General features: G+C 49.3%; 17 protein-coding genes. 8 read left to right on the forward strand and 9 right to left on the reverse strand.

Annotation, left to right across the window (positions count from 1 at the left end):
* Positions 1 to 2: 2 nt before the first annotated feature.
* Positions 3 to 899 carry a DUF72 domain-containing protein gene (locus AR543_RS01120; RefSeq protein WP_227871809.1) on the forward strand — a complete coding sequence of 299 codons (897 nt, stop codon included), beginning with the start codon at positions 3 to 5 and terminating at the stop codon, positions 897 to 899.
* A 701-nt stretch (positions 900 to 1,600) separates the two neighbouring features.
* Here the strand turns inward: AR543_RS01120 and AR543_RS01125 are convergent.
* A complete protein-coding gene (locus AR543_RS01125) occupies positions 1,601 to 2,962 on the reverse strand; it encodes a DUF438 domain-containing protein (RefSeq protein WP_060531066.1) in 1,362 nt (453 codons plus the stop codon).
* A complete protein-coding gene (locus tag AR543_RS01130; protein ID WP_060531068.1) occupies positions 2,959 to 3,210 on the reverse strand; it encodes a DUF1858 domain-containing protein in 252 nt (83 codons plus the stop codon). The genes AR543_RS01125 and AR543_RS01130 overlap by 4 nt, the downstream gene beginning before the upstream one ends.
* A gap of 205 nt (positions 3,211 to 3,415) precedes the next feature.
* Here AR543_RS01130 and AR543_RS01135 point away from each other — a divergent pair, with 205 nt between their 5' ends.
* The gene (locus AR543_RS01135) at positions 3,416 to 3,760 is read left to right on the forward strand and encodes a cupin domain-containing protein (protein WP_060531070.1); all 345 of its coding nucleotides are present in this window, start codon (positions 3,416 to 3,418) and stop codon (positions 3,758 to 3,760) included.
* Positions 3,761 to 3,929: 169 nt separating this feature from the next.
* Here the strand turns inward: AR543_RS01135 and AR543_RS01140 are convergent, their stop codons facing one another.
* From AR543_RS01140 to AR543_RS01150, 3 genes are all read right to left on the reverse strand, one after another.
* A complete protein-coding gene (locus tag AR543_RS01140) occupies positions 3,930 to 5,594 on the reverse strand; it encodes an alkaline phosphatase (protein ID WP_418304207.1) in 1,665 nt (554 codons plus the stop codon).
* A gap of 197 nt (positions 5,595 to 5,791) precedes the next feature.
* On the reverse strand, positions 5,792 to 7,120 hold the full coding sequence (locus AR543_RS01145) for a cryptochrome/photolyase family protein (protein WP_060531072.1): 1,329 nt from the start codon (positions 7,118 to 7,120) through the stop codon (positions 5,792 to 5,794).
* 104 nt (positions 7,121 to 7,224) lie between these two features.
* Positions 7,225 to 7,893: an HAD family hydrolase gene (locus tag AR543_RS01150; protein WP_060531074.1), complete on the reverse strand. Its 669-nt coding sequence runs from the start codon at positions 7,891 to 7,893 to the stop codon at positions 7,225 to 7,227.
* Positions 7,894 to 8,088: 195 nt separating this feature from the next.
* Between AR543_RS01150 and AR543_RS01155 the strand changes: the two genes are divergently transcribed.
* A complete protein-coding gene (locus AR543_RS01155) occupies positions 8,089 to 8,274 on the forward strand; it encodes a CsbD family protein (protein WP_060531076.1) in 186 nt (61 codons plus the stop codon).
* A 208-nt stretch (positions 8,275 to 8,482) separates the two neighbouring features.
* Here the strand turns inward: AR543_RS01155 and AR543_RS01160 are convergent, their stop codons facing one another.
* A complete protein-coding gene (locus AR543_RS01160; RefSeq protein ID WP_060531078.1) occupies positions 8,483 to 9,154 on the reverse strand; it encodes an NAD(P)H-dependent oxidoreductase in 672 nt (223 codons plus the stop codon).
* A gap of 37 nt (positions 9,155 to 9,191) precedes the next feature.
* Here AR543_RS01160 and AR543_RS24175 point away from each other — a divergent pair, with 37 nt between their 5' ends.
* Positions 9,192 to 9,440, forward strand: a complete 249-nt coding sequence (locus tag AR543_RS24175; protein WP_158523914.1) for a hypothetical protein — start codon at positions 9,192 to 9,194, stop codon at positions 9,438 to 9,440.
* Between the two features lie 14 nt (positions 9,441 to 9,454).
* On the opposite strand, the gene AR543_RS01165 is transcribed toward AR543_RS24175, so the two are convergent.
* Positions 9,455 to 10,369, reverse strand: coding sequence for a hypothetical protein (locus AR543_RS01165; RefSeq protein ID WP_060531080.1), 915 nt, complete (start codon positions 10,367 to 10,369; stop codon positions 9,455 to 9,457).
* Between the two features lie 286 nt (positions 10,370 to 10,655).
* Between AR543_RS01165 and AR543_RS01170 the strand changes: the two genes are divergently transcribed.
* From AR543_RS01170 to AR543_RS01180, 3 genes are all read left to right on the forward strand, one after another.
* Positions 10,656 to 11,459 (forward strand): VLRF1 family aeRF1-type release factor, encoded by an 804-nt coding sequence (locus AR543_RS01170; protein ID WP_060531082.1) that lies wholly within the window; start codon positions 10,656 to 10,658, stop codon positions 11,457 to 11,459.
* A gap of 255 nt (positions 11,460 to 11,714) precedes the next feature.
* Positions 11,715 to 12,134 carry a hypothetical protein gene (locus AR543_RS01175; RefSeq protein ID WP_060531084.1) on the forward strand — a complete coding sequence of 140 codons (420 nt, stop codon included), beginning with the start codon at positions 11,715 to 11,717 and terminating at the stop codon, positions 12,132 to 12,134.
* Positions 12,135 to 12,170: 36 nt separating this feature from the next.
* Positions 12,171 to 17,279, forward strand: a complete 5,109-nt coding sequence (locus tag AR543_RS01180) for a DUF4132 domain-containing protein (protein WP_060536593.1) — start codon at positions 12,171 to 12,173, stop codon at positions 17,277 to 17,279.
* A gap of 267 nt (positions 17,280 to 17,546) precedes the next feature.
* Here AR543_RS01180 and AR543_RS01185 read toward each other — a convergent pair whose 3' ends face one another.
* Positions 17,547 to 18,749, reverse strand: a complete 1,203-nt coding sequence (locus AR543_RS01185) for an ROK family protein (RefSeq protein WP_060531086.1) — start codon at positions 18,747 to 18,749, stop codon at positions 17,547 to 17,549.
* Positions 18,750 to 19,143: 394 nt separating this feature from the next.
* Here AR543_RS01185 and AR543_RS01190 point away from each other — a divergent pair, with 394 nt between their 5' ends.
* Positions 19,144 to 19,395, forward strand: coding sequence for a hypothetical protein (locus AR543_RS01190; RefSeq protein ID WP_060531088.1), 252 nt, complete (start codon positions 19,144 to 19,146; stop codon positions 19,393 to 19,395).
* Positions 19,396 to 19,771: 376 nt separating this feature from the next.
* Here AR543_RS01190 and AR543_RS01200 read toward each other — a convergent pair whose 3' ends face one another.
* The gene (locus tag AR543_RS01200; protein ID WP_060531090.1) at positions 19,772 to 20,407 is read right to left on the reverse strand and encodes an NAD(P)-dependent oxidoreductase; all 636 of its coding nucleotides are present in this window, start codon (positions 20,405 to 20,407) and stop codon (positions 19,772 to 19,774) included.
* Positions 20,408 to 20,486: the final 79 nt, after the last annotated feature.

A 20,486-nucleotide genomic window follows, 5' to 3' on the forward strand; every position in this document is an offset into this window, starting at 1 on the left:
CCATGGATGTCTATCTCTGTCGACTTGCTCCAGCCGAAAAGGAGGTCAACCGCCATGATCGAAGTTGGATTAACCGGATTCGGGGTCATCCCGAGCTATATGGAAAAATAAAAGCGCCCGAGCGGCTGCCTACCTATAGCCAGCATTTTCCGATCGTTGAAATAGACAGTTCGTTCTATGCCGTCCAGCCGGTCAAAAATGTAACCAAATGGGTTGAGCAGACACCGGATGATTTTGGTTTTATTTTCAAGGCGTATCAGGGAATGACCGGGCATCTGCGCGGCAAAAAGAATTATTTTGATACCAAGGAAGAGATGTTCGAGGCGTTCCATGTATCGCTGAAGCCGGCGATTGATGCTGGCAAGCTGAGGATGGCACTGTTCCAGTATCCGCCATGGTTTGACTGTAATCGGGACAATGTGGAGACGCTGCGCGAGACGCGCGAGCTGATGAAGGATATCCCGTGTGCTCTCGAATTCCGCAACCAGACCTGGTATATGCCGGAATTCCGCGAACGCACACTGGAATTCATGCGCAAGGAAGGCTGGATTCATACGATAGTAGATGAACCGCAGGCTGGAATGGGCTCGATCCCGATCATTACAGCTGCTACTTCCCGGCAGGCGACCTATGTGCGTATGCACGGACGCAATGTAGACGGCTGGCACAAGAGCAGCCATCCCGACTGGCGCAAGCTGCGCTATCTGTACAACTACAATACCGAGGAACTGACCGAATGGCGTGACCGGTTGCTGCAGCTGCAGGAACAGACCGATCATATCTATATCGTGTTCAATAACAACTCCGCAGGTGATGCCACTCCCAATGCCCAGGAACTGATCCGGATGCTGGCGGAAAAGGAAGCCCTGTCGGATAAGCATAATATCAGCAGCAGTTGAATTTGATTATGTATTACAGCCGGTCACAAGGGTAAATAAGCTCCAATCGAGATCTCGTTAGTAAATGTATTGATTGGATATTCAGCTGCTGAAAAGCTGCCGAACATTCGATTTCGTCTATTATTCGGCCAATATTACCCAGCTCATATTACTTAGCGCATATTATCCAGCAAAAAACAGCCGACCTTTCGCATCGGCTGTTTTTTGCTGTGTTATACCTGTAGAGTAATAGTTGCTTCTTCACTGCTGTACCGTTACATACCAACATTCTGTAATTCGCCGTTATAGGCACTAATACAAACCGTTTATCTGTAAGAGTACACATTATTATTCATTTATGTATATTTATTCATTATTGTATAATGGTTTTATTTTGTTAGCTGCTCTACTACTTCTACTTGAATATTCCTTTGGGGATAGACTGTGGATAAATAAATTCGAAAACACGTAATAAAGTAATATCCCTATCAATAACAGGATTACTTGATTACGTGTTTTTGATAAAAGTACAGATTATCTTTTTTACGTATATCTATCTGGAATCTATCTGATGCCGGGACTTTACCTGAAACAAGTACCGTTGGGAATAAAAGAAAATGTTGATCGTTCAACTTGTACCGATTGCAGAAATCCATTGCCAAAAGGCACAGAAGTATACTCTATGCTTTCTGACACTGTTTTATAACTAGAACGAGAATAGATCAGGACAAAATACGCTTCTGCCCACTCAGCTCCTGAATCGGCTTGATATTTTGCGTGAATTCCAGTGTACCCATATACGTCCCTTCCGCATCACGAACAGCAAAGTAGCGGATATACACAAACTTGTCCTTGAGCGGAATCCAGAAATCTTCGGCGTCTTTACGTCCCGCTTTGAAGTCGGCCAGCAGTTCGTTGACGACATGCACACTTTGCGGAGGGTGGCAGTTCTGGACGGTGCGTCCGATAACGGCACGGGTACGGGCGAAGATCCGTTCTTTGCCATGGGAAAAGTAACGTACTACATCATTCTCATCGATAAAGGTCAGATCCACCGGCAGATGATTGAGCATCGTCTCCAGCTGATGGATAGACAAAATGCCAGTGCCCATTCGCACCAGACCATCCTGCAGCGGCGGCAGACTTCCATTCTCTTCGTTTCCGCCTTCTCCCAGCTCTTCCCGTGCAGCAGATGGATGTTTCATTTCCGGTTCGGGGGCACGTTCAGGAATCCATTCCTGTTCCGGAGATACGAGGCAGTAGCCGATCTCGGCACTTTCGCGGGCGATCTGCAGCCATTCGTCTTCGGTCAGTGTCTCCAGTGCCATCGGCAGCAGAATATGTTCTTCCTTGAAGATCATGTCTGTCACTTCTTGGAGCACCCGCTCCATCAGACCCAGCAGTTCTTCGGCAGAGACGGATTGAATCGTAGACTCTGCAGCATCCTTACGGTACCCTGTCAGCAGCCCTTTGATCTCTTTGAGTCCCAGCCGAATCCCGTCGTCCACGCCCCACATGACCTGGGTTGGTCCGTGAATACCGTACTTTTCCAGAAACGGAAACAGCAGATTTTCCTTGCGGCTGTAGTGCTTGTCCACATCATACAGCAGATTCATATCCTCCAGCAGCTGGATACGCTGGGCTTCACCGGGTTCGCGGCGGAAGCGATCCATATGCAGGGACAGGGTAAACTGCACCAGACGCTCTATCGCCCGGTTTTCCATTTTAAAAGTGTGTACCGGATGACCGGGCTGCTCTTCCGGTGCACCAGCGGCAGGTCGATGAATATCGTCGATAGAGCCTTTGAACATCTCGGCATGTACGCTGCACAGCCGCTGCACTTCGCTAACCGGAATCCCTTCCTCTTCTATCAGCGCCTGCTCCAGCTGTGAAATTTCGGCGACAGAGATATGACCTACGGCCTCTCGAAAACGCTCTTTTACGTCATGTATACTTTGACCGTCATGCAGTTCCTTGATCAGCTGTTTGAGCACGGTCTGGCGCTGGGCATTTAATATATGTTCAGCAGAAAGATCGCCTTCATGCTGTCCTCTTGCTTCACGGTTGTTAATCAGCTCGCTCATTGTTCGTTTCCTCCCTTATTGGGCACGCATAGGGTATATCCATGCTGTGCAAACACCTGACGCATCTGTTCATGGCTGATTCGTTTGAGGGCTGCACCTTTTTCCAGTGTCATCAGGCGTCCGGCGGTCTGCAGCATACCGGGACGCGTAATATCGGTAAAGCCAATTTCCTGCATAATCGTAATAATATGCGGGTCCTGGGCTGCCAGTTCGGCAATGGGAAGATTCATGGCAATCATTTTGCTCATTGGGCATTTCCCTTTCATTGGAGCTTATTCGGATAGAAGCGTCATCGACTTCTACCTGTACGATAGCATGAAGGCAGACTGTACTTAGTGATTGTAATCACTAAGTCTGGATCGCTATCCTTTTATAATCAAGAGAGTATCAGCGACCACATTATTCGCTACCTATTCGCATTGCCGATAAACCAGATGAGAGGATCGATAAGTTATGGAACATCAAGTATTGAGCCAATTCCAACCGTACGAGACGGAGCGTTTTACCAAACGTATTCTATTCAAACAGCCTGGAAGTATCGTATTTACGTTAAATTTTGAAGCCGGCCAGCAGCTGCCTGCACACCGTCATCCGGGAGCCGATGTCTATATTCTGGTGAGTGAAGGAACAGGAACTTTCGATTGCGATGGCACCGAGCTTGCCGTATCCGCAGGAGACGTAGTACATGTACAAGGCGATGAACTGATGTCCTATCGCAGCGGCGAGAACGATCGCTCCAGCCTGTATGTGACGCTGGTGAATATTCCCGATCCGGGATATGCGCAGGATCTGGGATAAGAACGACAAGAATCCAAGTGTATCTATTCAATGAAAAACGAATAAGAGCTGGACATAAATACCATGGATAGACAAATAAACGGCATTCCCTGCAGCTTTCCATTGATTCCGGAAAGGGCTAAAGGGAACGCCGTTTTTTATTAAGGAAGCTTCCTGTCGTTAATCAATCTTACGAGATCAGGTCAATCGCCTGCTGAGGTACAAAAGCCTTTTCTCCATTGAAGATAATATTGCCTTCCAGACGCACCGTCTTCCCGTTCAGCTGAGCGGTATTTTTGTACACTGGCAGACGAAGTGTATCGGTACCTTTGGTCACTACGATGACCGGGTTTTTCTCGTCACTGTTATCCCATGTAACTGTAGCACCGCGGGTAGTGAAAGCCTCTTCCGCCGGCACGAACAGACGGTTGGTCACAGCGCTCAGATCCAGTCCCATCGCCGATTCCATATAGCGGGCAATATCTGTATTTTCCACGACTCCGGTCAGCTGCTTGCCGCCTGGCGCATAAGAGTACAGTACGACTTCACCGCCGGTATGGCCGCCGCTCGTCCAACCGATATGGGCGCGCTTGCTGATCATCGGGCCAACCACCGAATTCATGCCACCTGTTTTGGCTGCGCGGATTGCAGCTGTTTCTTCCGCTGTCAGATCGGTAATGCCAAAATATTCGCTCATCACTTCGGCAATATTGCTGCGGTCACTGTTCAGCTTTTTCTCCAGACCTTCACCCGTTACTTTGGCTTTTTTCAGTGGATCGATAAATGTGGACAATGGCAGTTCATCGTACGTACTGGTCGTCTCACGGTCACCGATCGTCAGACCGCCGTTACCATGATCTGTCGTCGCGATTACGAGTGTATTCTGGTCTTCCTTGGCAAATTTGAGCGCTTCTGCGACAGCATCGTCAAAGGCGTTCACATCGCTAATAATTCCCATCGGATCGTTGGCATGTGCTGCCCAGTCCACTTTGCTGCCTTCTACCATCAGAAAGAATCCGTCTTCGTCCTTGGACAGCAGCTCAATCGCTTTGGCTGTCATCTCTGCAATGCTCGGCTGTTCAACAGGATTGCGGTCTATATCGTAATCCATCGCTTTATCCGCGAACATGCCCCATACTTTGCCGGTATGCGAAGCCTGCAGCTCGGCGGTATTGGTTACCACGTTATAGCCCTGCGTATGAATAACGTTCAGCAGATTCTCGCCATCCTTGCGGCCTTCTGGTTTAAAATACTGAGCACCGCCGCCCAGCACCACGTCGATACCTGCGTATACCTGCTGCTCGCTCAGTGCGTCATAGTTGCTGCGATCCGGATAGTGGGCGCTAAAGTCTGCCGGTGTCGCGTGCATAATCTCGGAAGTGGCGATAATACCGGTCGATTTGTTGGCCAGCTTGGCGGCTTCCAGTACATTCGCTACCGGTTTTTTGGCATCGCCCGGTGCCAGTGCAGGCAGACCCGGCATCGTATTCTGATCCGGCAGAACGCCCACATAGCCGGTATGGGATTTGTAGCCGGTTGCAAAAGCCGTACCTGCCGGAGCGGAATCGGCAATCGCTGCGTCCGCCGAATATGTACGTACCAGACCACTGGCCATCTCGTCGAGTGCCAGTGCTTCGCCGCCGTTATACCAGCGTGCCAGTGTTGTGCCATCCATGCTCATACCGTCAGGGATCAGCATAATGACGTTTTTGGCTTTGATCTCCGGCTGCTCCTTGGCTGCGGCCTCTCCTGTTCCTGCCGGTAGTGTGCCCAGCAGCATCGCAGCTGTCAGCACACCTGCGCTTACAGGGGATACGATTTTGCGCAGATTATTTTCACGGATTCGGTTTAACATTAATGATCATCTCCTCATGAGTTGCGGTCATTATTCAATGCCGTCGTATGTATCAAACGAGTTGATTGTAACAACCAATAATCAGTAGAATGTACGCGTTAAACCCTCTGTAATGTAAAAAAAGAAGCGAATTGTTAACCAGAAGTTAACAAAAACGCCTCTTTATAGCATATTATTCATATGGATTACGTTTATTTTTACAAAGACTGAACAATTCCCTTGTACGTCTCGATCGCTGCTGCCCGTGAACGTTTCAGATCCACGATCGCATCCGGACGGGGCTGATGAATCTCTTTGATCGACAGATCTTTCAGTTCTGGCAGCCACTGGCGGATATAATCACCCTCCGGATCGTACTTGGCCGATTGGGTAACCGGATTCACGACCCGAAAATAAGGAGCCGAATTGGCACCCAACGAAGCGCACCACATCCAGTTGCCCCGGTTGATAATATTATCGTAATCCAGCAGCTTGCGACGGAAATATTGCTCACCCAGCGTGAACGGACACTGCAGATTCTTGGTCAGGAACATGGCAGACAGAATACGCAGACGGTTATGCATTCGTCCGGTCTCATTCAGCTGACGCATAGAAGCATCGATAACCGGGATACCCGTTTCTCCTTTGTACCAGGCTTCAAAATAACGATCATCCAGCCCGGACAGATCGTACCGTTTTTCATAACGAAAATAATCTTCATCATAGATCGCCTGATACAAATAAAAGTCCCGAAAAGCAATCTGGCGAATCCATTCTTCGCTCCCCTGCTCCAGTGATGCCCGGTCATACATCTCCCGTACCGAGACAGCACCCAGCACCACATGCGGATTCAGACCGCTGGATGGATCAATCGCGTAATAATCCCGTTCTTCTCCATAATCCGCGACCTGTTTCGCCAGAAAATGCTGCAGCAGCGGCGCCGGCTCGCCTGCCGGTTCATAATCTTCCAGTTGAAAAGGCAGCTGAAAGCGTTCGGGCCAATCTATGGCACGCGAAGACAATTTCAGTTCCTTGATACTTGTAGAAGAAACCGGATTGGGATGCTGACTGAGAAAGTCCAGCCATTTCCGGTGAAAAGGAGCAAATATCTTATAATATCCGTCTTTTCCCGTAAATTCGGCAAAATGTTCCACGTGAATCATCATATGATCCACCAGCAGGGTGAATGCTGCTCCATGCTGGTCAGCCATCTGGCGCAGCTTACGGTCGCGCTCTTTGGCATACGGCGTAAAATCGCGATGAACTACCACTTCGTCGATCGGCTGCTGCTCCAGCACATAATCCAGCACCTGCTCAGGCTCTCCGTAGACAATATGCAACTGGTGACCATGCTGTTCATACAGCTGCTTCAGTCGGCGCACATGCTGCAGGAAATTCCGCCCGCTGTGTTCCTTTTCCCTGCCGCCGCGCAGCAAAAATGGATCTAGAATAAGCAGGTGAATACTTTCGGCCCCGGTTTCATGCAGGTAATCGAATCCGGCAAGATCATGAATACGCAGATCTTTGCGGTGAATAAATAATTTCAAAATAGGCTTCCTCCCGGCTCACTAAATATGCATCTTCTATAAACACCCTTGTATTTCGTTATTGATTCATCGTCGTCACATAGTGTCCGTAAGTTTCTTTGCATTTACAGTCTGCTCTGAACGATGATCCGCTCCAGAACAGCTCCCAGCGGCATCTCTGCCATGGAATCCAGCCGCAGATCATAATGTTCAAATGGCAGCAGGGAAGTGACCGGATTCGGTACAATCGCACAGTGCAGTCCGGCAGCTTTGGCAGCACGCAACCCATTTAGCGAATCTTCAAAAGCAAGCGCTTCTTCCGGCTTCACGCCCAGTTCGTCTACGACGCGCAGATACAGCTCCGGATCAGGCTTGACCGCCGATACATCATCGCTCGTCTTGATCACTTCAAAATACTCCCGCAATCCCAGCTTGCCCAGAAAACGCTCAATCCAGGCACGATTTGAACTGGTTGCCAGTCCAATCCTCAGCTCCATTTCACGAGCGGTATGCAGATAGTCGGCTACCCCTTCACGCGCTTCGATCAGCTGCATTTTTTGCTGATGCAGCACATACACTTCCTGATCAATAATGCGACCAATCCCCGGTTTGCCGATCGTTTTCTCAACATAATCGATAAAATCATTACCATGCGTACCGATACTCGGCGCAAAATGCTCCAGCGTCAGTTCCATCTCGTAGCGGCTTAGTATTTCCTGGTAACACTCGAACCATACACTTTCTGTATCCAGAATCAATCCGTCAAAATCAAAAATAATCGCTTTAATCTTCATAGGTTAGGATCCTCCTGCTCTGCTAGACTGCTGGTTTTTATTGTCGCGAGAAGCCTGTGGAATGTCAACAGGCTTCCTTACTTGTTTAAATAAAGGAACTGAAGGGTAATATATCACATAGCCGGTTGCACTCTATCGATGTTACCGGAAGAGTATATTTAATCATTCCTATACTAAGAACAGGAGATGTTAACTATGGATAATCATAAAGATAATGGTCTGGGCGATAAAATCAAAGGTGCAGTCTCCAAAGTAAAAGGCGAAGCCAAAGATCAATATGGTAACGCTACTGATAACGCGTCCCTGCAAGCTGAAGGTAAACTGGATAAAGCCAAAGGCGAATTCCAGCAGCGTGTCGGCGAAGCCAAAGACCGCCACTAATAGTTCGAACACTTATACATCGTAAATCAAAAAAGGAGAACGCCAATCGTGCCGGCGTTCTCCTTTTTTGATGTTCAGCTACGCAACAATCCATATGGAGCACAATTCGTTCAGATAGCGTTCAGATAAACAAAAGAGATCCTTCAGCGAACGAAGGATCTCTTTATTTGGGTTATTCTATTTTTGCGATAGCTATTTCCGAAAATAATTAGTTAATCCACTGTACCACTTGTTCTTTGGTTCTTCTTGCTTTTGGACGAAGTTCTTTGTCTGTGCGATAGCCAAAAGCAGCCATTACGCTAACGCCGAATTCGCCGTTTTCCAGCAGACCTTCATCACTCAGGATTTTCTCTACCGATTCCATATGGAATCCTTCGATTGGGCAGGAATCGATACCGATCTCTGCAGCTGCTGTCATCATATTGCCCAGCGCGATATAGGTCTGTTTGGATGCCCAGTCGAACAGTGCGCGTTCGCTTTCCAGCAGGTTCAGATCGTTCTCCTGGAATTCTCTGTAGCGGCCCAGCGCCTGGTTAAATACTTCTTCCGGCATTTGCTTCACTTCAACCATTTGCTCGCGCAGATAAGCGGAGTCATAACGTACATTTTTGCGCGCCAGGATAATAACAAAGTGACTCGCTGTTGGTAGCTGGCCCTGTGCCCCCCATGTTACTTCACGCAGTTTGTTGCGCAGATCCATATTCTGAACCACGAGGAATTTCCAAGGCTCGGAACCAACCGAGCTTGGTGACAGTCGGCCTGTCTCCAAAATAAAGTCAAAATCGTCCTCAGAGATTTTTTGCTCTGCATCAAATGCTTTGGTAGCATGTCTGGCTTCGTAAGCGGCCAAAATTTCCTGTTTTCTTTGCTCTTTATTCATCTATATTCTTCCTCCCGAATTAACAACTATTAATAACATGCTTACTTTTAATAACAATAATCAGTATAGACGCATCTGCAGCTCCGGTCAACTGCTGTTTGGCATTTTCCGAATTGTTTTGCAAAGATATGCACATAACAAACAGCATATCCCACCACTGGCAGATATGCTGCAGCCTACCGTGTCTTGTCGGTATGCCGGATATGTAGAGCTGTCGGCAGACAGGGACAGCTCTTTGGATACTTCTATTCCCTGCCCGGTGAATGACTATTGCAGCTGGAAATAACGAATTGCGCCGGATTATTTGTTCGAAGCTGCAGGCAGGATAATGGTGTACTGACCGGATTTGGGCAGAGCGAACTTCATGCCGTGTGCATATTTTTGGTTATAGGTAGTCATTGCAGCCGGTACATAGCCTGCTGTACCGTCAGGATATTGGGCGTATACTTTGAGGCGGTTCATCTGGGCAGAGCTCAGTGCTGTGTTTTCCAGAGGTAGCGTTATCCATACCTGTCCGGAAGTATCTGCTGTCTCAATCCCCAGCGGCGTACTCTGTGCACCTGCCGGACGCTGTGCTCCATGATCGGTATGGAACTGCACATCAAGATCTTCTTTGAGAGAAGATACCCGCGAAGGGGGAAGATGCAGCTGGGCATACAATGCCTGTACATCCATTCCCTGTTTGGAGGTGGACAGGATCTGCGCCGCACGCTGGGTCATGCTGAAATACAGATCGGCCACTTCAGTCTTGTCCGCTTCCGGCATATGGAATATCCCCACACTGCCGCCGTCTTTGCGCAGCATATCGGCAGTCAGTGCCGCTTCCTTGGGCCCTATTGTCAGACGATCCTTCATCCACGCGGAGTCATTGGTCTCGCGCGCTACCGTCAGACTCACCGGCAGCTTGCCTCCCGGCTGATTGCTTACCAATAAGCCAGTAACATACTGGATATTCGAAGCGACCTCGGTTTGCGGCAGCTCATCAATACTTATAGGGGTACTTGTAGGAATACCGACCGATATATCATTCGTTCCCGGCGAAGCAGCCGATACTGCCGGAGTACTGGCAGCACAGACGATACGGTCAGGGCCAAAAGTCGGCCCGACAGACGGTGCAATTACGCAGGCTACAACCAGAATACCCGCTCCAGCGATTTTCGCTGCGGGGGCATGAATGATCCGTTTTCTTTTTTTATATTCATGATGATCTTTCATGTCAGCAGTCTCCTTGGTGTGTCATAGAATAAAAAAACACGGATTTATAAACAAAATATACTTGGTTATACAAGTATATAAGAAAAAGAAGCCCGAATGCGTCTCATCCATCAGAATAGTAATGATTTCCTATTTCCTATTTTTAGGATAATTATATATTAATTAACGCATAAAAAGGAGATTTGGATGATATTTTTTGAAATTATTGTAAAAAAGTTTGAAGAAAAGTTTTGAGCCTTGTTCATAAGGGTAAAGACAAAGGAACTCTCTTTGAGGAGGTACTGCAATGGGATTTATGGAAAATTGGAAAGCACTTCAGAAGTACTCTGCCCAATCGGCAGAACGTTTCCTGACGATCTATCTGAACACTGAGCCAACTGCCAACACCCAGCCGGAATGGAAAATACGCCTCAAGAACGGTTTCAAAAAGCTCGCCGAGTATACGCAAGCCGGAGAAGATCCGAGATATCTGGATATGCTGATGGAGCTTCAGGCCAAAGTCGAGGAAAAGGTGGAAAACAGCCGTACCGAGATGAAAAAAGGTCTGATCATCGTCGCTGATTCATCCGGAGGATTATTCTTCTGCGAAAAGATACAGACCGGTGTGCCCAATGCTTTTTATTTCGAGTCCGAGCCGCATCTGGAAGAACTGCAAGCCCTGATGTCGCGCTGCCCTGCTGCCGGTATTGTGCAGCTGAGCAATGATACCGTAACCGTTCTGGACAGTCTGCTCTGTGAAATCAATGCAGAGTATTACTATGAATGGGATATGATCAATGACGAATTCCGGGAGCGCCCGAGCACCAGTACGAGCGATCTGAAATCCACAGCCAACAAACAGCGTGAAAACTATTCTGAGCCGTGGGAAGTAATCCGCCCACGCTGGATCAAGCGCTTGACCCCGATTATTGAACGCATGGCCCGTGAGCATCAATGGGAAGAGATTATTCTCAGTGGCGAGAAGCAGATTGCTTCGCAGGTCAAGGAAGCACTAAACAGCAAAATTTCGGTGCATGTGGTACCGAAGAATCTCAGCAATATGCCTTCCCAGAATGTACTGCAGGAAGCTTACGCTGTGCTTCATAGCTGATTTTTCTGTCTATCGTCTTTTCATATGAATACAACAGCCCTCCCCAAAATCGCAGCTGATTTTGCAGGAGGGCTTTTTAGTATATATGTTAGCTCCAGACAGATACCTCTTTGGCAGCTTACAAAACGAATAACTTGATCGAAAAGCTGCTATTTCATATTTTTAAATAGGAACGTTTGTTCCCTTTTGTAGAGTGTGATATGCTGAGGTTATTGGTGTATCATAAAAGATATATTGGGATCAAGGAGGAGTGCAATGCTGATTTATATTACAGTAAAAAGCCTGGGCCGACGCAAAAACTGGCTCACCCGTCAGCCGCTTCAGCTAACCGATACGCCGGGCACGCTGCGTGAATTGATCACCTGTATCGTAGAGCAAAATGTAAGGCAGTTTCGGGAAAAGCAGACCGACACTTCGTTTATCCCCTATCTGACAACCGATACGATCGAAGAGCAAGCGCATGCAGGTAAAGTCGGATTCGAAGCTGTGCGCGATGACCGTGTGCCAGAAGAACAGCAGGCTGTAGAGACAGCGCTGCTGGCTTTTGAAGATGGATTATATAAAGTATTCCTTCGCGAGCAGGAAGTGACCGGACTGGAGGAGCAGATTCAGCTGGCTGAAGGAGATGAAGCTGCCTTTATCCGGTTGACGATGCTGGCAGGCCGTATGTGGTAACTCCCATTTATGAAAGGAGATTCAATAATGAAGGATATGAATGAACGTTACAACCAGCATCTGAGCCGGATCGAGAGCCTGGCAGCCTCCGTACCGGAGCCATTACGCGAACTCGCAGACAGCTGTGCGAAACTGTGCGCCAGCAGATATATACATAACCAGCAGGAGGAGATTGCCCGGATGGTGCAGTGTCTGAATGACCTGTCGCAGGACAATTCTCAGGAAGCACTGTATGAGCCGCTGGCCGGCGTGCTGGCTATACTGACCGATGAACGAACTGCGGATATATTCCGCTATATCACTGCACATACGGCCGAATATCCCTACAGCACAGGTTATAACCGGCGCCCTTATCGGACGCGGGATATCACATTACATACACAACGCATTCTCGGCAAGATGAATTCCCTGATCGCGATGCACGGTTTTGACTTTGATCTGATGACCATGCTGACCGAGCGCAATTACGAACTGCTGGGCGACTACCGGTTTAATCAAGATGCGTTATCAGACCTGATCGCCTACGAGCTGGATCAGGATAATACGCTGGTGATGCAGGCACTGCACGATATCATTTATGGAGATAATCAGACAGCATTGCTCTCGTACGACATTATTCTGGGTATATTGATGTCGCACCGTACCGAGGCTTACCGGATGATCAGTGAGCTGCTGGTCGCTGCCAGACTGCAGGAAGGGCTGCGCCAATCTATCGCCGAGACGCTGGACCAAGGTACTCTTGAAGCCTCTATGATGCTGATAGATACTATTTTGCAGCATGAGCTGATCCGTTACAGTTCTATTGTCAGAGCTCTGGGCACCTGGATAGGCATACCGCTCGAATCGGCAAATGCAAGGGTTACCAGGCAGCTGATCCACCAGGCGTATGAAGCGCTCGCTGACAGCTCGCTTCGCCGGGAATGGCTCACCGACGAGAATGCCAACAAAGTGCTGATCAGTCTGTGGGCGACTGCTGTCCACGAAGAACAGGAACTGTACGACCGGATTCAGTATCTGATGGATACCGGTGTCCGTTACCAGAAGATTATCGCCCTGTATGTGCTCAGCAACAGCCAGAACAAGGAGCTGCGTCTGCGTATAGCTCGCCCTCATCTGCAGGAGCAGGATGGAGAGCTGCTGTACTGGGTACTGGATAACTATGCCTATGAATGCGAATATACGTGGGATTTTGTCAGCAGCGTTACCGAATCGGAGCGTGTGCTGCGTGCTCCCCGGACTCCTTTGCTGGAAGAAAAAGCAGATCGGGTGCACGATTTCAATCGCATCCGGGATATTTATCTGGGATTATCCGAGCGCGAGATTCGCTTTGCCTCCAGCGTGCTGGATGATATTACAATCCAGTATTCGTCTGACCGGCTGATCCATAAGCTGATCTATCTGGCTGCCTATGACATGGATGCCCAGCTGATCGGCGAGATTCTGCAGCTCAAGGATCGGATGAGCGCAGATCTGCGCGGTACCCTGCTCGATTATGTGATCAAGGACGGTAATGATCCCGAGCAGCGCCAATTTATTTTTGCCTCCCTGACCGACAAAAGTATGTCCAATCGGGAAACCGCGCTCAAGCTGGCCAAAACCTTTGTCTTAACCGATACGGAACTTCGGCTGGTCGAGGATCTGCTCAAGCTCAAGACAGGATCTCTTCGTCAGAGTGCGATTCAGCTGCTGCTGCAACAGCCCGGAGAACTGCTAGAACCTGTTGTTGCGCGACTGCTGGGCAGCAAAAGCGAACTCCAGCGGCTCGCTGCACTGGAAACGATCACTGAGCTGCAGAGCCTTCCCGAGCGCCAGGAGCAGTATGATCGGCTAACCGTGATGGCCGAGTCTCTTCCCCATCCGACTGCCAAGGAGAAAACACTGCTGGCGAAGCTGGGACAGGCAGCCGAATATACATCAGCAAATGGCTATGGCCTATGCGATCCGAATCTGGTCGAGGACTGGCTGAAAATCGCTCCTGCTACAGAACATCTGGATCAAGCTAGCCAGGTATTCACGCTGGAGAAAGAGCAGATCATAGCTTTTCTCCAGGGACTGAACGATCTGATCCATGAGCACCGCGAGCATGAATATGAAGTGGAATATTACAGTAATTACAAAGAAACCCTGCTGCTGGGCGATAAACTACAACCGCTGTATTACAGCAATCGGGCTGGCGAGGACGAGAACGGCGCGAAAGAACTGGAACGCTATCCGCTGACCGAACAATGGCAGGAGTATCTGGATCAGAGCGGTATGGACAATCTGGCTGTGATGCAGCTCGTTCTGTATACACAGTCGGAACGTCTCGATCAGAGTCTACGGCAGCTATATCGGTATTTCTCCCATGCTATGGATTACAACCAGCTGGAGAAGCACCAGCTGCTGGAAGGCTGGCGCGGTGAGTTTATCCGTTCCTTTTACCCTGCCGAGCAAATGATCGAGATCCGCGATTGGTATGATCGCCTGCCGTACAATCAGCAGATCGACAGCCTACTGGTCGCTTATCTGGAAGACAGCCGCAAGGAAGAGGTATTCGATACCGCTTATCTAGTACTGAACCGGCTAATGCAGATTTTCCCGGCTGATCGCCTGCAGTCGGACGGCGGTACATTGATGCTGCTGGCCGAGCCATGGGTCAGCTTCCTGCGCAGTCGTTCGTATAACGAAGATTCCGCCCGCCGCCGCTTCCATACGCTGTATAATTTTCAGCCGCTGGATATTCATTCGATTTCCTATGCTCATCTTGGACCTGAAGATTACGTCCGAATGTACGATATGGGCATTATTCAGGAGAATGAAGTGTACAAACAGATGCTGGTCGACTATCAGGCACGCGATTTTATGCGTCTGATCACCAGTTCGAACAGCCAGTATAATCTGGTGAACCGTTTCCCGAGTATTCGTCCACTTGCCGAACAGGCTATTACACGTATTCTGGACATCGAGCTGCAGCGTGGAGAGCTGCCGACCGAGGTTACCCCTCTGGCTATGGCGATCCAGCGCATCGACGGTATGAAGTATTTTCTGTCCATTCTATCGAATCTGCAAAAGGAAACCTTTATACGTGGTTATATTTACAGCTATGGCAGTTCTACCAAGAAAGAAACATTCAGTCATCTGTTGAAAAACAACTATCCACTGGAAGGCGAGAATGAACAGACGCTCGCCGAAATGCTGAACACCTACCCGATCAGCGAGAAGCGACTGCTGGAAGCAGCCATGTATGCACCGCAGTGGATCGAGATTATCGCTGCCCATCTGAACTGGCAGGGACTACGCAGTGCAGCCTGGTACTTCCACGCGCATATTAATGAGACATTCTCTGCCGAAAAGGAAACGATCGTGGCCCACTATTCGCCGATCACTCCGCAGGAGTTCAACGATGGTGCGTTCGATCTGAACTGGTTCCAGCAGGCTTATCACGAGCTGGGCGCAGAGCGATTCAAACTGCTGTACGATACAGCCAAATACATCTCGGCAGGCGCCAATCACCGACGCAGTCAGCTGTTCGCCGATGCGGTGCTGGGCAAACTCCATCTGGAGCAGACGCGTGAGAACGTCGCAGCCAAGCGGAACAAGGATCAATTGCTGTCCTACACGCTAATCCCACTGTCATCCGAGCAGCGAGATCAGGATATTCGTGCACGGTACGAATTTATACAGCAATTCCTTAAGGAAAGCAAAAGCTTCGGTGCCCAGCGCCGTGCGAGTGAAGCTGCTGCTTCTGCGATTGCGCTGGATAATCTGGCACGCAATGCCGGGTATGCCGATGTTACCCGACTCACCTGGGATATGGAAGCACGCAAAGTGGATGAACTGCTCGTTTATTTTGAACCGTACGAGATCGAGAATGAACTGTATGTCCAGCTGGAGATTGATACCGAAGGCAAAACCAGCCTCACCGCTGTCAAAAGCGGCAAGCCGCTCAAATCCGTACCTTCTCGTCTGAACAAAAACGAATACATTATCAAGCTCAAAGAACTGAAAACCGAGCTGACCGACCAGTATCGGCGGGCCCGCAGTGAACTGGAGCGCTCCATGGTGAATCAAACTGCCTTTACAGCGGTAGAAGTACAACGACTGCAGCAGAATCCGGTACTATCGCCATTGTTCCGTTTTCTGGTGTTCCGCAGCGGACACCAGCTCGGCTATATTAACAAAGAAGCTTCCATGCTGCTGCAACCGCAGGCAGCCGGAGAGACTTCTGCTGAATCTGCTGGCAACGGCCCGGCTGCCCACGATACCGGCTCTGCTCCGACCGGCGTAATCGATTATGTCCAGCATCCGCTGCAGCCGGAGGATGAAGTGTTTATCGCTCATCCGCTTCATCTGTACGAGAGCGGACAGTGGTCACTGTTCCAGCGTGATCTGATCGAGCACCAATTTTATGCAGAGCAGCGTGAACGACCGGATCAGCGCAGCCGTGAGCCTTTCAAGCAGGTTTTCCGGGAGCTGTATTTGTTAAATGAGGATGAAAAAGCCAATGGTACCGTATCCCGCCGCTATGCCGGCCATCAGGTGCAGCCGAACAAGACGGTAGCCCTGCTGCGCGGACGCGGCTGGACAGTCAGCTATGAAGAAGGACTGCAAAAGGTCGATTACCGGAATAACCTGATCGCCAGCGTCTATGCGATGGCAGACTGGTTCTCTCCGGCAGATACGGAAGCTCCTACGCTGGAGACGGTACAGTTCCACGACCGAACGACCTACAAACCAGTACCTCTCGAACAGGTTCCACCTGTACTGTTCTCCGAGGTTATGCGGGATATGGATCTGGCAGTGAGTGTCGCCCATGTGGGCGGTGTTGATCCGGAAGCCAGCCTGTCCACGATAGAGATGCGCCGCGCGATCGTGGAAGAGTCGCTGCGCCTGATGAATATTACCAATGTGAAGATCGAGTCCAACCATGCGCGAATTGAAGGCAGTCTTGGTGTCTATAGTGTCCATCTGGGCAGTGCAATGGTATACAAGCAGACTGCAGGTGCACTGAATATTATTCCGGTACATTCCCAGCATCGCGGCCGGATTTTCCTGCCTTTCATGGATGAAGATCCACGTACCGCCGAGATTCTTTCCAAAATCGTCATGCTGGCCCAGGATACCAAGATCAAAGATCCACTGATCCTGAACCAGCTGAAGCAATAATTGTTACTGTGATGATCGGCTTGCGTGAGCATGACTCTTCTCTTTAGAAATAAGTTCGTATATATCTATGTATCTCTAAGTCAAATTAGATCGTATTTCTCAATTCCAACCATAACAGCCCGAGTGTCTTTCTCTGATATATTCAAAGAAAGACACTCGGGCTGTTTACGTTAGGTTCATTTTCAAGTTCACTTTTCTTCGCTAAATAGGACAATTCTACGCTAGATCAGACAAGCGGCGGATGATGCTCTATTTTCCTGACAACGGTCAAATCTCCATCTCATTCCATACCATCACCGCAGCACCGGTCGAGACCGCTGTCTCCTGCAGAATCCCGCGTGAAAATTCCGGCTGGTAGCTATCCGAATAATAGATATTCTGCTCGGCTACCGCTATCGCTGTATTGTAAAACAGATCATTGGCACTAATCATCACGCCGCCCAGAATAATATGCTCGGGATGCAGCACATTGATCAGATTGGCGAGCCCTATCCCCATATAAGCAGCAGATTGTGCAAAAATCTCGCGTACGTACTCATTACCGGAGTCCAGCGCCTGTACAATCGTAGCAAAATTGATCGCTTCCGGCTTCAGCGCCAGACTGCCTCCGGTCCACTGCTCCCGGCTCATCTTGCTGCGTGCACGAACCTGCTGCTCTACCGCCTGCACCGAGGCAAAAGCTTCCAGCGCACCGTAATTGCCGCTACCATGCAGACGCGGACCATCTGTCTGAATAATCATCTGCCCGATCGAACCTTCCATATCCACGGCTCCATGCACGATCCGGCCGTTGGACATCATCGCCGAGCGCAGACCTGTCCCTATATGTACATACAGCATATGCCGGATATTCTCGCTTCGTACCATCCAGTGTTCGCCGATCAGCGCTGTATTGGCTCCATTTTCCAGAATCACGGGCAGACCGGTCGCTTCCTCCAGCCAGCTGCGCAGCGGCACATCATTCCAGCCCGGCGCCGCGAAATAGAGCGGATTCAGAATACGTCCCTGTTCGCGGCTGAGTGGACCTACCGCGCCCACGCCCATACCGATAACCTGTTCCCGGTCCAGCTGATGGCGGAGCAGCAGTTCATGCGTCTGCCGTCCCACATGTTCAACCAGCCGCTGCGGAGTCATCTGCTCATCCATATTCCAGCGCAGTAGCTCCAGCGGCTTCATCTCCATATCGTACAGACCCAGCACCGAATAGATCCGCGAAATATCCAGTCCCAGAATATACCGTGCACCGGCATTGATTTGATACAAAATCGGCCGCCGACCGCCTGTAGACTGCCCAAAGCCGGATTCCATAATCCAGCCTTCACGCGTCATCTCGTCCAGCAGACGGGTCAGGCTGCTACTTGTCAGCCGAAAATGCTCCATAATATCCGCTTTGGCAATATCCCGCCGGGAAGCGATCAGATCATAGACCGCTTTTTTGACAGAGGGTATCCCTTTGATGTGCTTTACCATATCATTTCACCATTCCCTATAATTCTGATCGGAATTGTTTTTAAATCATTATATATGGTTTTTTGTGGGAATGCTATGTATTTGTGAAAAATTTACAGATCGTTTATTTTTCCAGAAGTTGGAGCGGTGGACAGGCTGCGGGACGGGGATTTTCGGCTCCTGTCGGCATGCAAAATACAGGATAAACGTATATAACGAGATGGGTCTGACAAGATAGTACATAACAAACAGAACACAACGTATCAAGGCACTTTTGTATTACTATCCAATGGTAATTGCAATACTATTCAAGGCACTTTGGTGGTCGGATGACTGCTTTTATTTATCCGATCGCTTGCTGCTTGTTTGCGTCAGATAGTAAGGTTCGATAGACTGGGGGCAAAGGAGGGTTCGTATGCACTGGACTATTTTTATGATTGGACAGCTTGCTTATGTAGCACTGGCACCCCTGTTTCCACCGGAAAAACGCAAATATGACTACATATATCTGGTGATGAATCTGGCTTTTCTTGTACTCGTCATATGGCGCAGTGACAGTCATCCCCTGCTGCCGGACAGCATAATCTGGTGGCTCACTTTCTGCATCTATACTCCGGTACTGGTGACGTTCATCAAACGAAACGCCCAAGCCCGAAAGATTGGCTAGTACGCCTAATTTCTCCGCTGCCTTCTCCCATTCCTCTCTTATCCTGCATGTCTATGTCCTGTCTCTGTCTCTGTCTCTGTCTCTGTCTCTGTCTCTGTCTCTGTCTCTGTCTCTGTCTCTGTCTCTGTCTCAAAAGTAAACCGTATCCGGTGTACGGATTTATCATTTGTAGCGTTTTGTGTGGATTATAAAAAGCCCTGCCTGGCGATAGAGTATTCCTCATGATCGCCAAGCAGGGCTTTTAAATTTGTGATTTTGCAATTCGGCAAACCGTTTATATCGAATCCGGCTGTTTGAGCTGTGGTGCTCACCAGAATAGACGCGTACCCTGTACAGCCGCTTAATCAGCCGGATTCTTGCCGACTCGTCCGAGTCATTACTTCGCTTCGGTAACTACACTGATGCGCTCGTTCACATGAGCAGCTTTTTCCGCTTCATCTACGATAGCAATTGCATAGTCTGCATAGCTGGAGTAGCTATTGCCTTCGCTGTTCACTGTCAGCTGCTCACCCGCCAGCGTGTACGTGCCGGTACGTGGGCCTGCAGGGTCAAAGAATGCACCCGGGCTGACAAATGTCCATTGGATGCCGGACGATTGTTTGAGGTCTTCCAGGTTTTTGCCCTGGTTGGTTGCTGTTGGTTTGTAGGCATCTGGGAAGTCCGGTGTGTCTACGAGGCGAGTCGTATGCGCATCATCCACATACAGACTGCCTGCGCCGCCAACAACGATCAGACGGGTATTGGATGCGCCTTTCAGAATATCGATCAAATGACGGCCTACGACGACATGCTGCTCGGCATCCGGTGTACCGAATGCATTCACCAGTACTTCGAAATCCTGTACATCTGCTGTTGTCAGATCCGTTACTTCTTTTTCTACCACGTTCAGTTGGTCATTTTGTACTTTGCCTGCGCTGCGTACAAATGCGGTAACTTCATGTCCTCTGCTCAATGCTTCCTCGGCGATACGTGATCCTGCTTTGCCTGTTGCTCCGATAATTGCGATTTTCATGGTTAATTCCTCCCTGGGTTTGGATGATTTTATATTTTAGTATGAATTACATTAAGAACGGCTTACATGTAACAATTAT

The sequence above is a fragment of the Paenibacillus bovis genome, assembly GCF_001421015.2.
Lineage (GTDB): Bacteria > Bacillota > Bacilli > Paenibacillales > Paenibacillaceae > Saccharibacillus > Saccharibacillus bovis.